Annotated in this window: 13 protein-coding genes; 10 read left to right on the top strand and 3 right to left on the bottom strand. The window is 65.9% G+C overall.

The window, feature by feature from the left end:
* Positions 1–573: 573 nt before the first annotated feature.
* The 7 genes from AC1DWU_RS12710 to nagA all read left to right on the top strand — a co-directional run bounded on the left by AC1DWU_RS12710 (position 574) and on the right by nagA (position 7,428).
* On the top strand, positions 574–1,869 hold the full coding sequence (locus tag AC1DWU_RS12710; RefSeq protein WP_477150348.1) for an ABC transporter substrate-binding protein: 1,296 nt from the start codon (positions 574–576) through the stop codon (positions 1,867–1,869).
* Between the two features lie 204 nt (positions 1,870–2,073).
* A complete protein-coding gene (locus AC1DWU_RS12705; RefSeq protein WP_477150347.1) occupies positions 2,074–2,937 on the top strand; it encodes a carbohydrate ABC transporter permease in 864 nt (287 codons plus the stop codon).
* Positions 2,934–3,821 carry a carbohydrate ABC transporter permease gene (locus AC1DWU_RS12700; RefSeq protein ID WP_477150346.1) on the top strand — a complete coding sequence of 296 codons (888 nt, stop codon included), beginning with the start codon at positions 2,934–2,936 and terminating at the stop codon, positions 3,819–3,821. The genes AC1DWU_RS12705 and AC1DWU_RS12700 overlap by 4 nt, the downstream gene beginning before the upstream one ends.
* Complete coding sequence (locus AC1DWU_RS12695) at positions 3,818–4,696, top strand: ROK family protein (protein WP_477150345.1); 879 nt, start codon at positions 3,818–3,820, stop codon at positions 4,694–4,696. Before AC1DWU_RS12700 ends, AC1DWU_RS12695 begins: the two co-directional genes overlap by 4 nt.
* A complete protein-coding gene (locus AC1DWU_RS12690) occupies positions 4,689–5,435 on the top strand; it encodes a GntR family transcriptional regulator (RefSeq protein ID WP_477150344.1) in 747 nt (248 codons plus the stop codon). The genes AC1DWU_RS12695 and AC1DWU_RS12690 overlap by 8 nt, the downstream gene beginning before the upstream one ends.
* Before the next feature lie 24 nt (positions 5,436–5,459).
* Complete coding sequence (locus AC1DWU_RS12685; RefSeq protein WP_477150343.1) at positions 5,460–6,254, top strand: sugar isomerase domain-containing protein; 795 nt, start codon at positions 5,460–5,462, stop codon at positions 6,252–6,254.
* Between the two features lie 52 nt (positions 6,255–6,306).
* Positions 6,307–7,428: an N-acetylglucosamine-6-phosphate deacetylase gene (nagA, locus tag AC1DWU_RS12680; protein ID WP_477150342.1), complete on the top strand. Its 1,122-nt coding sequence runs from the start codon at positions 6,307–6,309 to the stop codon at positions 7,426–7,428.
* Here nagA and AC1DWU_RS12675 read toward each other — a convergent pair.
* On the bottom strand, positions 7,425–7,682 hold the full coding sequence (locus AC1DWU_RS12675) for a hypothetical protein (protein ID WP_477150341.1): 258 nt from the start codon (positions 7,680–7,682) through the stop codon (positions 7,425–7,427). The genes nagA and AC1DWU_RS12675 overlap by 4 nt on opposite strands.
* 149 nt (positions 7,683–7,831) lie before the next feature.
* Between AC1DWU_RS12675 and AC1DWU_RS12670 the strand changes: the two genes are divergently transcribed.
* The 3 genes from AC1DWU_RS12670 to AC1DWU_RS12660 are packed head-to-tail and all read left to right on the top strand — an operon-like array spanning position 7,832 to position 11,228.
* Entirely contained in the window at positions 7,832–8,644 is an 813-nt protein-coding gene (locus AC1DWU_RS12670; protein WP_477150340.1) for a BtpA/SgcQ family protein, read from the top strand.
* Positions 8,644–9,741 carry a M42 family metallopeptidase gene (locus AC1DWU_RS12665; protein ID WP_477150339.1) on the top strand — a complete coding sequence of 366 codons (1,098 nt, stop codon included), beginning with the start codon at positions 8,644–8,646 and terminating at the stop codon, positions 9,739–9,741. The genes AC1DWU_RS12670 and AC1DWU_RS12665 overlap by 1 nt, the downstream gene beginning before the upstream one ends.
* Positions 9,738–11,228 (top strand): FGGY-family carbohydrate kinase, encoded by a 1,491-nt coding sequence (locus tag AC1DWU_RS12660; RefSeq protein ID WP_477150338.1) that lies wholly within the window; start codon positions 9,738–9,740, stop codon positions 11,226–11,228. The genes AC1DWU_RS12665 and AC1DWU_RS12660 overlap by 4 nt, the downstream gene beginning before the upstream one ends.
* 95 nt (positions 11,229–11,323) lie before the next feature.
* On the opposite strand, the gene AC1DWU_RS12655 is transcribed toward AC1DWU_RS12660, so the two are convergent.
* Both AC1DWU_RS12655 and AC1DWU_RS12650 read right to left on the bottom strand, forming a co-directional pair.
* Positions 11,324–12,259, bottom strand: coding sequence for a carbohydrate ABC transporter permease (locus AC1DWU_RS12655; protein ID WP_477150337.1), 936 nt, complete (start codon positions 12,257–12,259; stop codon positions 11,324–11,326).
* The gene (locus AC1DWU_RS12650) at positions 12,259–13,353 is read right to left on the bottom strand and encodes a carbohydrate ABC transporter permease (RefSeq protein WP_477150336.1); all 1,095 of its coding nucleotides are present in this window, start codon (positions 13,351–13,353) and stop codon (positions 12,259–12,261) included. The genes AC1DWU_RS12655 and AC1DWU_RS12650 overlap by 1 nt, the downstream gene beginning before the upstream one ends.
* Between the last annotated feature and the right edge of the window lie 86 nt (positions 13,354–13,439).

Genomic DNA, 13,439 nt, shown 5'->3' with positions numbered 1-13,439 from the left:
CTCCCGCCCGGCTCATGCGTGCCAGGCTTCGTCCCTTGGGCCACTCCGCATCGAGCAACCCTCGCGTGATAGCGGCTTGACCGGCGAACCGGTCCTTGCCGTGATGGTTTCCGCCTGAACTGCAGCGACCCGCAGCCCACCCGGTCTCCTCCGCACCAACCACTCGTCATGATCTCGCTTCGGTGCAGCGGACGAGGGGAGAATCGCATGGGTGGGGAGTGGGGGGATAGATCGGCGCAAGATTCTCGCAACGCCTTGCCCGGCCTCACGATTGTGGCTCCACTCACCCCACCCATCCTCCCCCGTCAGAGGGGGAGGTGCCGCATCGAGCTCCTCGGCGAGATCGCGCCTCACTTCATGACGCGTGTGCAAATGAGAAAAGAGCGCACCGTTTCCGGACGCGGCGACGGTAGATCACGGAGTTCGGCACTCTCCCGGGCGGCGCTGATGAACAACGATGCGTAGCGTTCATCGCGGCCATGAGCCCCTCTTGACCAATGTCGTTATAACGTCATAACTCTATAACGTCAGCCGGGCGGAGGCATGCCTGGCGCGTACAGGGAGAATTCGAATATGCAGCTGTTCCAGGCTTTGACGCGTGCCGCGGGCACCGTTGCCATCCTGCTTTCAAGCACCGCGCTGGTTTCGGCCGCGGATGTGTCGTTCCTCACCCACTGGGCGCCGGACACGGTGGCCAAGCTGGAAGCGGCGGCCGCGACCTACACTTCGGCCCACCCCGACACCAAGATCACCGTGCGCGCCGTGCCGTTCGGCGACTTGTTGACGACGCTGCGCACTTCGGGCGGCGGCGCCGGCGGGGCGACGATTGCCGGCATTTATGATGCTTGGCTGCCCGACCTCGCCAAAGACCAACTGGTGGCGGCGGTTCCCGATGCGATTGCGGCGGACACCAAGGCCAACTGGCCGGCGGGGGTGATCGGCGCGGCTTCGATCGGCGGCGTGCTGTATGGCATTCCGAACGAGATCGACGTCTATGCGCTCAACTACAACAAGAAGCTGTTCGCCGAAGCCGGGATCGCCGAGGCGCCCAAGACCTGGGACGAATTCCTCGCGGCGGCCGAGAAGCTGACCGACAAGGCGAAGGGCCAGCAGGGCTTTGGGCTCATCAACTCGTGGGCGGCAGGCGTGCTGCACCCGTTCTCGTCGCTCTTGGTTTCGAATGGCGGGGACCTCGTGGTCGACGGCAAGCCGGTGCTCGACAGCGAGGCGGCGAAGCAGACCTTCGAGCTCTACGAGAAGCTGATCAAATCGGGCTATTCCGACCCGGCGATGGCGACGGCCGACGCCAACACCACGGGGCCGTTCCTCGACAGTTTCGTTTCCGGCAAGACCGGCATGATCATCATGGCGAACTGGTGGGAATCGGCGCTGAAGGCCGGCATGGGCGATGCGTTTGCCGATGTCGCCACGGCGCCGATCCCGGTGGGGCCGTCGGGTGATGTGCCGCGGTCGATCTCGTATTCGTGGATGACGGTGGTGAACGCCAAGGCCTCGGCCGAGGAGCAGGCGGCGGCGTGGGACTTCCTCAACTGGCTCAACGGGCCGGAATCGGGTCCGAACGGCGCGTCGGCGATGGGCGATATCCTGATGTCGATGGGGATTTTGCCGTCGCGGACTTCGGATGGGGCGGCGTTTGCCGAGAAGCTCGCTGGGGATGCGTTCCTCAAGGGCTATACCGAGACGCTGGCCAACGCCAAGGGGTTCCCGGTGGTGCTGGGCGGGCAGGAGTTCTCGGAATCGCTGCAGAAGACGCTGGAAGCGGTGCAGTTCGGGCAGCTGTCGGCGGCTGATGCACAGGCGACGGCGCAGGCTGATGCGACGGAGATTCTCGAGCGTAACGCGAAGTAGTCGGTGGGTGGCCGTACGCTTTGGAGCGTGTGGCCACCCCCACCCTTGATCCCTCCCCACAAGGGGGAGGGAGACGATAGAACCGATGGTGCTACCCCGCCTCCCTCCCCCTTGTGGGGAGGGAATGAGGGTGGGGGTGGCCCACGCACAGTCCTCGATGACCAGCAGAACATGACCAACACCCAACACCGATCGGCGGTTTTCATGCTCGCGCCTGCGACCGGGCTGCTGGCGGTATTCATCATCATTCCGATGCTGCTGACGATCTGGCTGAGTTTTCAGGAGTGGTCGACGCAGACCGGGTTTGAGACGGCGACGTTTGTCGGGGTGCAGAACTTCATCGATATCTTCGCCAACAACTCGGTGGGGCGCGACTTCAAGGCGGCGCTGGTGAATACGGCGCTCTACACGGTGGCGTCGGTGGCGATCATCCTGCCGCTGTCGGTGATGCTGGGGCTCTTGGTGCACCAGAAGATCGCGCCGGGCGGGGTGTTCCTCAGGACCGTGCTGTTTTCCACCTACATGGTGCCGATGATCGCGGTGGCGCTGGTGTTCTCGAAGCTCTACTCGCCGACCGAGGGGCCGCTGAACCAGATCCTCGGCTGGGTCGGCATCGGGCCGCAGACCTGGCTGAGCGCGCCGCAGACGGCGCTGTTCTCGATCGTGATTTTGAACGTGTGGCAGCAGGTGGGGTATTTCACCGTGCTGGCGGTGGCGGGGCTGACGCAGATCCCGGATTCGATCTACGAGGCGGCGAAGATCGATGGGGCGAACCCGGTGCAGCGGTTCTTTGCCATCACCCTGCCCCTCCTCGGCAACACGCTCTTGTTCTCGTCGGTGATCGCCATCATCAACGCCGTGCAGGTGTTCGAGCCGGTGGCGCTGATCACCCAGGGCGGGCCGGTGAATGCCACCAATGTGCTGACCTATCATATCCGTCGCGTCGGCATCGAACGCGCGCAGGGCGGGCTCGGCTCGGCCATGGCGGTGACGCTGATGCTGGCGCTGATCGTGGCGATTGCGCTGCTGTTCGCCTTTGCCCGCTCGCGGGAGGCGAAAGCCGCATGAGCGCCGCCATAACCACTGCAGTTGCCGATCGCCGCGCCCTCGAACGGCCGCGCTACAAGCTGAGACCGGCCAGCGCATTGCTGGTGCTGGTGATCATCGTGGTGGCGGTGATCGCGGCCTTCCCGCTGGCCTGGATGGTGCTCACGAGCCTGAAGACGCCGCAGGAGACGATGCAGGTGCCGCCCGTCTGGCTGCCGGGGGCGCCGAACCTCGATGCCTACGCGCAGGTGGCGGAGGTGGTGAGCCTCGGGCGCTCGTTCTTCAATTCGGCTGTGATCGCGGTGGTGACGACGGTGGCGATCATCGTGACCAGCCTGATGGCCGGGTATGCGTTCGCCAAGTACGAGTTCCGCTACAAGGAGGCGCTGTTTGCACTGCTGATCGCGACGATGTTCCTGCCGCCGATCGTGACGCTGATCCCGCTGTACCGGATCACCGGCTATCTGGGGCTGAATGCGAGCCTTGCCGGGGTGATCGTGCCCAATCTCGCCAATGCGTTCGGGATTTTCCTGATGCGGCAGTTCATCAAGGGCGTGCCGGATGAGCTGATCGAGGCGGCGCGGGTGGATGGGGCGTCGGAATTGCGGGTGCTGTTCCAGATCGTCGCGCCGGCGGTGATGCCGGCGATCGCGGCGCTGGTGCTGTTCGCGTTCGTCTATCACTGGAACAGCTATCTGTGGCCGCTGACGGTGCTGCAGGGGAGCGCGGACCAGTATCCGATCGTCATCTCGCTCTCGCGGCTGCTCAGCTACAACCGCGGTGCGATGAATACCGGGCTGGTGATGGCGGGCGCGACGCTAGCGGTGCTGCCGCCGGTGCTGCTGTTCGTGATCCTGCAGCGGTTCTTCGTCGATTCCGTCGTGAGTTCGGGGGTGAAGGGATGAGCACGATCCTCGCCATCGATCTCGGAGGGACGCGGTTCCGCGCCGGGATTGCGGATGTGGCCGATCCGGCGGCAGTGCAGCCGGTGGGTGAATGGGCGGCGCCGCAGACGCTGGCGGCGTTCATGGAGTTGTTGCGGTCGCAACTGGCGGCGCATGGGGCGACGCGGCTGGGGCTGGGGATACCGGGGCTGGCACAGGGCACGGTGTGCCGGTGGGTGCCCAACCTCGGGTATCTCGATGGACTCGACCTTGCGGCGGAGCTGCCGGGGGTTTCGATCGGGCTCGGGAACGATGCGCAGCTGGCGTTGCTGGCCGAGGCTTCGGCCGGGGCGGCGACGGGGCTCACGGACGCGATCCTGCTCGCCATCGGCACGGGGATTGGGTCCTCGGTGCTGGCGGGTGGGCGGATCGTTGCCGGCAATGGCGGGGCGGCGTGTTCGTTCGGCTGGGCCGTGGCGGATGTGCACGATGCGGGCGAGGACCGGAGCGGTTGGCTGGAGCGGCAGGCTTCTGGCCGGGCGCTCGATGTTGCGGCGCAATCGATCGGGCTGCCCGATGGGGCGGCGCTGGTGCGGGCGGCGCGCGGGCGCGACGCGGCGGCGATCGAGGCGCTGATGCCGGCGATGACGGCGCTGGGTACAGCGCTGGCCGGGGCGGTGGCGCTGCTGGCGCCGCAGGCGATCATCCTCGCGGGTGGTGTTGCAGCATCGGTGGATGTGCTGAAGCCGCTGATCCTCGTGGCATTGCGGAAGCAATTGCCGCCGCATCTCAGAGAGATTGATTTGAGACCCGGGCAATTCGGGCCGAAGGCCGGCCTGGTGGGTGCCGCGTTTGCGGGCGGCTACGGGGCGAACTGGAGGAATGGGCATGGTTGAACCGACAGGTCTGATGAAGCCGGACCGGCGGCGGCCAGAGCCGCTGTGGCACCAGGCCGAGATGGCGCTGCGCGAGCTGATCGAGCGGGGCGAATGGACGTCGGGGTCGCAAATCCCCAACGAGGACCGGCTGGGTGAGATGCTGGGCATTTCGCGGATTACGCTCAGGCATGCGCTGCGCAACCTCGAGGAAGCCGGGCTGCTGCGGCGCGAGCACGGGCGCGGCACCTTCGTGCGGTCGGCGACGGTGGTCGCCGGTGTGCGCGGGCTGACGAGCTTCACCGATGAAATGAAGACGCTGGCGCTGGCGGCGGGGACCAAGCTGCTCGAGGCGCATCGCGTGCCGGCCGACGAGGAGATGGCCGATGCGCTGGAGATTGCGCTCGGCGACCCGGTGGTGCAGTTGCGCCGGCTGCGACTGGGCAACGGCATGCCGATCGGCATCCAGACCAGCCACCTGCCCGAGGCGCGGGTGCCGGGGCTGTTCGAAGATGCGGCGAATGTACAGTCGCTCTACGGCTGGCTGAAGGAGCACTGCGGCATCATCCCGGTGAAGGCCAAGGAGGTCTATCGGGTCGGCCGGGTGGCGGAGATCGATGCCGAGATGATCCAGCTGGCGGCGGGCACGCCGGCCTTCGAGGTCGAGCGTATCGCCTACGATTCGAGGGGGCCGTTCGAATACGCCCTCTCCACCATGCGCGCGGACCGCTACGAGATTCGCTCCACCCTTTATGTGTAACGCTTTGTTTTGAAAGGCAAACCTATGTCCACCCTGTATATCAGCAAGCTCGTGAAGATCGCCGAGGCGGCGGCCGAAGCGAATGCCGACGCCTTCGACAAGGCCTCGTCCGCGGTTGCGGAAACCCTCGCCAACAAGGGCCTGGTGCACCTGTACGGTTCGGGCCACTCGGTGCTGCCGGTGCAGGAGACCTACCCGCGCTATGGCTCCTATGTCGGCTTCAACCCGCTGACCGACCCGCGCGTCATGTGGCACAACATCCTCGGCGCCGGCGGCGTGCGCGAGCTGCTGTGGCTCGAGCGCACCGAGAAATATGCCGAGAAGTTCCTCGACCATCAGCCGCTGAATGCCGGCGACACCATCGTGATCTTCGGCCATTCGGGCAGCAACGCCTCAGGCATCGACACGGCGCTTTATGCGAGGGAGCGCGGGCTGACGGTGATCGCCATCACCGCGAAGTCCAATGCCGGTAAGCCCGCCAGCCATAGTTCGGGCAAGCGCCTGCCGCACGCTGCCGACATCGTCATCGACACGGGCTCGCCGGTGGAAGATGCGATCGTCGACATCAAGGGCTGGAGCCGCCCGGTGGCGGGTTCGTCGACTGTGCTGGCGATGATGATGATGCACGAGTTGCTGGCCGAGAGCGCGCAGAAGCTGGCGGATCGCGGCATCGAACTGCCGGTGTTCGCTTCGCCGACGATCCCGGGCGTGACGCTGCATGACACCGACATCATCTACGGCGTTTACCGCGAGCGGATGCTGGAAGCGCAGCAGAAGCATCTGCCGCAGTTCAAGAAGTCCATGGCCCAGGAAGGCTGATCGGACGTCCCGGGCGCTTGGCTGACCCTGACGCCCGGGACACCTTTTCGATATGACCCAGACACTTACCGCCTACACCGGCGCTCGCATCTTCGATGGCGAGGCGTGGCACGATGATGCTGCGCTCGTGGTCGAGGCCGGGTTCGTTCATGCCATCGGCGCTGTGCCTGCTGGGGCTGTGCGCGTTGTCCTCGATGGTGGGGTGCTGGCGCCTGGGCTGATCGACCTGCAGGTCAATGGGGGTGGCGGGCATCTGGTTGGGGCAGGAACGACAGCCGATGACTTGGCGATGGTTAGCGCTACGCATGCGGCGTTCGGGGTGACCGGGCTGTTGCCGACGCTGATCACCGACGCGGCCGAGGTCACCGATGCGGTGCTGACGGCGGGGGCCGAGGCGGCGCGGCGGAAGGTGCCGGGCTTTCTCGGGTTGCATCTCGAGGGACCGCATCTGTCGCTAGAGCGGAAGGGTGCGCATGATCCGGCGCTGATCCGGCCGATGGACGAGGCGGACCTGGTGCGGCTGGAGCGGGCGCGCGGCGCCCTGCCCCATCTGCTTGTGACGGTGGCGGCGGAGACGGTGACGCCGGAACAGATCGCGCGGCTGGTGCGGGCCGGAATCGTGGTCAGCATCGGACATTCGGATGCTTCGTTCGACGTGGCGTCGGCGACGATCCGGGCGGGCGCCAGCATGGCGACGCACCTGTTCAATGCGATGAGCCAAATCGGCAACCGCGACCCGGGCGTGGTCGGGGCGGCGCTGCATCACGGCAGCGTGTGGGCTGGGCTGATTGCCGACGGCATCCACGTGAACCCGGCGACGCTGGGGCTGGCGCTGCGGGCGAAGACCGGGCCCGGGCGGATTTTTCTCGTGTCGGATTCCATGTCGCAGGCGGGTACGGACATGGCGAGCTTCGAGCTCAATGGGCGGACGATCTATCGCAAGGACGGCGCGCTGCGGCTTGGTGACGGGACGCTGGCAGGGGCCGACCTGACGCTGGATGCGGCGCTGCGATACGCGCATTTTGAGCTGGGGCTGGAACTGGGCGAGTGCCTGCGGATGGCATCGCTGTATCCGGCGCAGGCGATCGGGGCGGAGGGGCTCGGGCGGTTGGTGCCGGGCGCGCCGTTCGTCTACTTCGGTGATGACCTGAGGGCGCGGACGCTCCCCGCCTAATCGCGGAAACTGTAGCGCGGGGCGTTTTCGGGCTGGAGCAGGATGGCGCGCAGCTCGGTGTCTCCGGCTGTGTAGTCGACCTTGGCGGGTGGCGGGCCGGAGAACGCCTGGATGCCGATCCAGCCGGCGACCAGCGCTCCGGCGAGGATGCCGGCGCCGGTGAAGCGGTACTTGCGGGCGCGTTTGGCGATCCGTCCGGGCAGCAGGAGCAGCCAGAAGATGGGGACCAGCAGGAGCAGAAGGAGCAGTTCCATCGGGGGAACCTCGCACTCATTCCCGCGCAATGTACCGGATCGTGGTTAAGGATTGGTGTGGAGCAGGCTTGCGGCCCGTCGCGGACCGTAGACGCCGAGCTTTGCCGCTGCTACGCATAGGCGTCTAGTAAAGCGGTTTACAAAGCACAATGACAAGCAAATTCAAGACGGCGTTCGGCGACAAGAAGCCGGTGATTGCGATGGTGCACCTGGGCGCCCTGCCCGGCGCTCCGCTGCACGACTACGAGGGGGGCGTGGAGGCGATCGTCGAGGGAGCGCGCAAGGATCTGCACGCGCTCCAGGCGGCGGGCTTCGATGCGGTGATGTTCGGCAACGAGAATGACCGGCCGTATGAGTTCAAGGTCGACACCGCGTCGACGGCGACCATGGGCTACGTGATCGGGCGGTTGCGCTCGGAGATCACGGTGCCGTTCGGCGTGAACGTGCTGTGGGACCCCGAAAGCTCGATTGCTCTCGCGGCGGCGACGGGCGCACGGTTCGTGCGCGAAATCTTCACCGGCACCTATGCTTCGGACATGGGGCCGTGGACGCCGGATGCTGGCAAGGCGATGCGCTATCGCGATCGGCTGGGCCGGCAGGACCTGGCGCTGCTCTACAATGTGAGCGCCGAGTTCGCCTATTCGCTGGACCAGCGGCCGCTTAGCGACCGGGCACGGAGCGCGGTGTTCTCGTCGATCCCTGATGCGATCCTCGTCTCGGGCGCGATCACCGGCGAGGCGGCGAAGATGGTCGACCTCGAGGCGGTGAAACGGGTGCTGCCGACGACGCCGGTGCTGGCGAACACGGGCGTGAAGCACGCGACGGTGGCCGATGTGCTGGCGGTGGCGGATGGCTGCATCGTCGGCTCGTCGCTGAAGGTCGACGGCGACACCTGGAAGGCCGTGGACGCCGACCGGGCGGCCGAGTTCATGCGGCTGGTCCGCGCAGCACGGGGCTACTGATGAGCTTGAAGCAATGGGTTATTGACCTGATGCTGATCCCAGGGCTCTCCGGGTATGAGGGGCGCGTCAGGAAGTACCTGAAGGCGGCGATGGCCGGGTTGGGGATCACCTCGACGACCGACCGGATGGGCAACCTGATCGCGACGCTTGAGGGCGACAAGGGCGCGCCGAGTGTGATGCTGTTCGCGCACATGGACCAGCTCGGGCTGATCGTCAGGAAGATCGAAGCCAATGGCATGGTTCGAGTCGAGCGGCTGGGCGGCGTGCCGGAGCGGGCACTGCCTTCGACGGAGGTGCTGTTTTGCATCGGCGAGGGCAAGGATGTGCCCGGGCTGATTGCGCACAAGAGCCACCACGCGACGTCGCAGGACGAGAAGTACAAGGTACTGCCCTACCCCGAGCTCTATATCGACGCCGGGTTCAAGTCGGCAGCCGAGGTGCTGGCGGCGGGGATCGATGTGGGGACGCCCATCGTCTACGCGCCGAAGGTGACCGAACTCGCCAACGGGCGGATCGCCGGCACGGCGGTGGATGACCGGGCGGCCTGCGCTGTGATGATCGAGGTGGCGAAGGCGCTCGCTGATGTGAAGAAGCGGCCGACGGTGCATTTCGTGTTCTCGGTGCAGGAGGAGTTCAACCTGCGTGGCGCGGTGACGGCGGCGCAGGTGCTGATGCCGGATGTGGCGATCCAGCTTGATCTGATCCTTGCGACGGACACGCCGGACATGACCGCCCGCGGCGATGTGAAGCTCGGCGGCGGGCCAGCGATCTCGCTCTACTCGTTCCACGGGCGTGGGACGCTGAACGGCACGCTGCCGCATCCGGCGATGGTGAAGCTGTTCGAGGACAGCGCCAATGCGGCGAAACTGCCACTGCAGCGGAGCGCACATATCGGGGCGCTGACCGACCTCAGCTATGTGCAGCTGGTGGGCCAGGGCGTGGCGTCGATCGATGTGGGCTTCCCGATGCGCTACTCGCACTCGTCGCTGGAGGTTTGCGACATGGCCGATCTCGAGCAACTGACGATGCTGCTGGTGGAAGCGCTGCCGCGGATCGACAGCAAGTTCAGCCTCGATCGGGACGATTACATCGGATGAGGCACTATCTCGGCATCGATATCGGGACGTTTGAATCGAAGGGCGTGCTGGTGGATGCGGAGGGGCGGATCGTCGCCAGCGCCGCCCGGCCGCACAAGATGCTGGTGCCGCAGCCCGGCTGGGCCGAGCACCGGCCGCGCGAGGACTGGTGGGGCGACTTCTGCTTCCTGAGTCAGGCGCTGATCGCCGATAGCGGCGTCGACCCCAAGGACATCGTGGCGGTGGCGGCAAGCGCCATCGGGCCGTGCATGCTGCCGGTGGATGCCGACGGCGAGCCGCTGATGAACGGCGTGCTCTATGGCGTCGATACGCGGGCGGCCAAGGAGATCGAGGAGCTGACGGCGCGGATCGGCGAGGATGTTCTGCTCAGCCGCTGCGGCAATGCGCTGACCAGCCAGTCGATCGGGCCGAAGATCCTGTGGCTGAAGCGGAACCGGCCGGAGATCTATGCCAAGACCGCGAAGATCCTGACCTCGACCACCTACATTGTGCAGAAGCTGACCGGGCGATACGTGATCGACCACTATTCGGCGGCGAATTTCTCGCCGCTGTATGATGTCGAGAAGCTGGCGTGGACCGACGAGCTGGCGGACGACATCATCGGGTTGGACAAGCTGCCCGAGGCGATCTGGACCACCGATATTGCCGGGACAGTGACGGCGGAGGCTTCGGCGGCGACCGGGCTGGCGGTGGGGACGCCGGTGACCACCGGGACCATCGACGCGGGTGCCGAGGCGCTGAGCGTCGGGGTGCTCGATAGCGGCGACATGCTGCTGATGTATGGCTCGACCATCTTCATCATCGAGATCACGCCGGTGCGGGTGCCGGATGCGCGGCTGTGGTATGCGCCGTGGTTCTTCCCGGGCAAGCATGCCGCGATGTCGGGGCTCGCGACCTCGGGAACGCTGAGCCACTGGTTCCGCGAGCAGTTCGCCAAGGAGCTCGATCCGGCGACGGCGGTGATGGCGCTGGCGCTGGAAGCCGAGGGCTCGCCGCCGGGGGCGAACGGGCTGGTAATGCTGCCGTATTTCTCGGGAGAGCGGACGCCGATCCATGACACCGAGGCCAAGGGTGTGCTGTTCGGGATGGACCTGACGCATACGCGCGGGGACATCTACCGGGCGATCTTCGAGGGCATCGCCTTCGGCACGAACCACGTGTTCGAGACCTATGCCGATGTGGGGCAGCCGCCCAAGGCGATCCTCGCGGCGGGCGGCGGCACGAAGAACCGGGTGTGGGCGCAGGCGACATCGGACGTTTCGGGGCGAACGCAGATCGTGCGGCAGAAGACGGTGGGGGCATCGTATGGCGATGCGTTCATCGCGGCGCTGGCGATCGGGGATGTGCAGCCGGATGATATCCGGACGTGGAACCCGGTGGATCACGAGATCACGCCGGATGCGGGGTTAGCGGAGCTGTATCGGCGGCGGTATCGGGTGTTCCGGGAGCTGTACGAGCGGAACAAGGATTTGATGCGGGAGCTCTAACCCCGGCATCGAGTGCCTGGCGCACCCTCCGAGCTTCGCTTGCCTCCCCCGTCTAGGCGGAGGTGGGGGCCGGTGGTTCTGGCCGGATCGCGCCGCTACCCCTTAATCGATCCCGCTGTCAGGCCCTTGATGATGTAGCGCTCCAGCAGGATGCCGACGACCACCAACGGGGCGATGGCGGCGGTGGAGAGGGCGGCCATGCTCCACCAGTTGATGCCTTGCGAGCCGGTTTGGCTGGCGACCATGACGGGGAGCGTCTTGGCGTTGGAGCCGGTGAGCAGCGCGGCGAAGAAGTACTCGTTCCAGCACAGGATCAGGCTGAGGATGAAGGCGGCGACCATGCCGGGGAGCGCCATCGGCAGGATGATGCGGAGGAAGGTGCCCCAGGGGCCGAGGCCGTCCACTTGCGCAGCTTCGTCGAGCTCGATCGGGATGGTGTCGAACTGGTCCTTCATGATCCAGATGACGATGGGCAGCACGGTGAGCGTGTAGAGGAGGATCAGGCCGGTGAGGCTGTCGAGCAGCGCCAGCTCGCGGTAGAGGACGAGGAATGGCAGCGCGAGAACGACCGGCGGCAGGATGAGCTGGCTGAGGAAGAAGAAGCTCAGGTCTTCGTTCTTCATCCAGAGGAATTTGTACTGGAAGCGGCTGAGGCCATAGGCAGCGAGCGCGCCGATCATCACGGCGAGCGTCGAGGCGCCGAAGGCGGTGTAGACCGAGTTGAGGAACCGCCCGAGGAACTCGTCGCGAACGGTCGAGATCTGGCCGATGGTGTCGGGGGAGAGGCCGAGCGAGCGCCAGCCCAGCCAGTTGGGCTGGTAGTCGACCCACGGGATGAGGTGGCCGAGCTGCACGTCCTTGGCCACCTTCATCGAGGTGGTGATGGTCCAGTAGACGGGGAACAGCGAGACGAAGGCCCAGAATACCAGCGCCGCGTAGATGCCGATGCGGCCGAGCAGCCACTTGGTTCGGCGGACCGCAACACCGGTATCTGGGTGGGCCGCGGCGGAGATTGTTGCTTCGGCGGCCATCAGGTCATTCTCCGCATGCGCTTGCTCAGCACCCTCAGCAGTATGGTGATGAAGACCACGATCACCACCAGGTAGAACATCGCCAGCATGGTGCCGTAGCCGACGTTCGAGCGGTCGCGGTACTCGCGATAGATGAAGCTCGAGACGCTGTCGGTAGCGCCGCCGGGGCCGCCGGAGGTGACGGTGATGATGATGTCGGCGAGCTTCAATTTGAAGATGATGCGGAGGACGATCGCGGTGATCGAGACCGGCAGCATCAGCGGGAAGGTGATCTGCCAGAAGCGCTGCCATGGCGAGGCGCCATCGACTCTCGCGGCCTCCATGACTTCCTTGGGCATGGCCTGGAGGCCGGCCAGCAGCAGGATCATCACGAAGGGGATCGAAACCCAGGCGTCCATCGCCTCGATCCAGAGCCGGGCGACCCAGGGGTCGGTGAAGAAGCTCGGGTTGTTGAAGCCCAGCCAGCGGGCGAAGCGCGCCACCGGGCCGAAGCGGTATTCGAGCATCGACTTGCCGACCATCCAGCTCACGGCGACGGGCGACAGCATCAACGGAATGAGGAAGACGACACGCCAGAATTTTCGCGCGCGAATCTCGGCGTTCAGAAGCAGCGCGAGGCCGAAGGCGATGGCGTACTCGACGAGGACGAAGAGGACATAGATCACCATGTTGCGCAGGGCGTTCCAGTAGAACGGGTCGCGGACCAGCTGCACCAGGTTGTCGAAGCCGTTGAACTTCTGGCCGGTCAGGGAGGCGAGGTTCCAGTCGGTGAAGGCGATCGACAAGCCGAACAGGGTCGGGAAGATCGCCATGGCAACGGTGAAGAGCGCGGCCGGCAGGATGAACAGGGCCTTGAGGCCCGCCTCGCCGCGCATCATTACCATGCCGGTGCCGAGGGCGACGGCCCAGAGCACGTAGGCGTAAAGCGTCGGACGCCAATCCCTGAGGCCGAGCGGCAGGATGCCCGCCGAGTTGAGCGCCTGCAAGAGGCCGACGGCCAGGAACAGGACGGTGGCGGCGGCGATCAGCGCCCTGCCCGCTTCCTTGCGGCGGGGCGCAACGACGCCGTAGCTTGGTGATTCAGTCAACGCCATCCACGCCTCATCGAACAGTTCGGGCTCAGAACGAAATCGGCTGGTGACGGTCCGCCACCAGCCGTGGATTGTCAATCAGCGCAGGG

The organism is Devosia sp. P2_G7, from assembly GCF_056403495.1.
The sequence above is the reverse complement of the archived record's forward strand: the minus strand, read 5'-3'. Positions and strand labels throughout refer to the sequence as shown.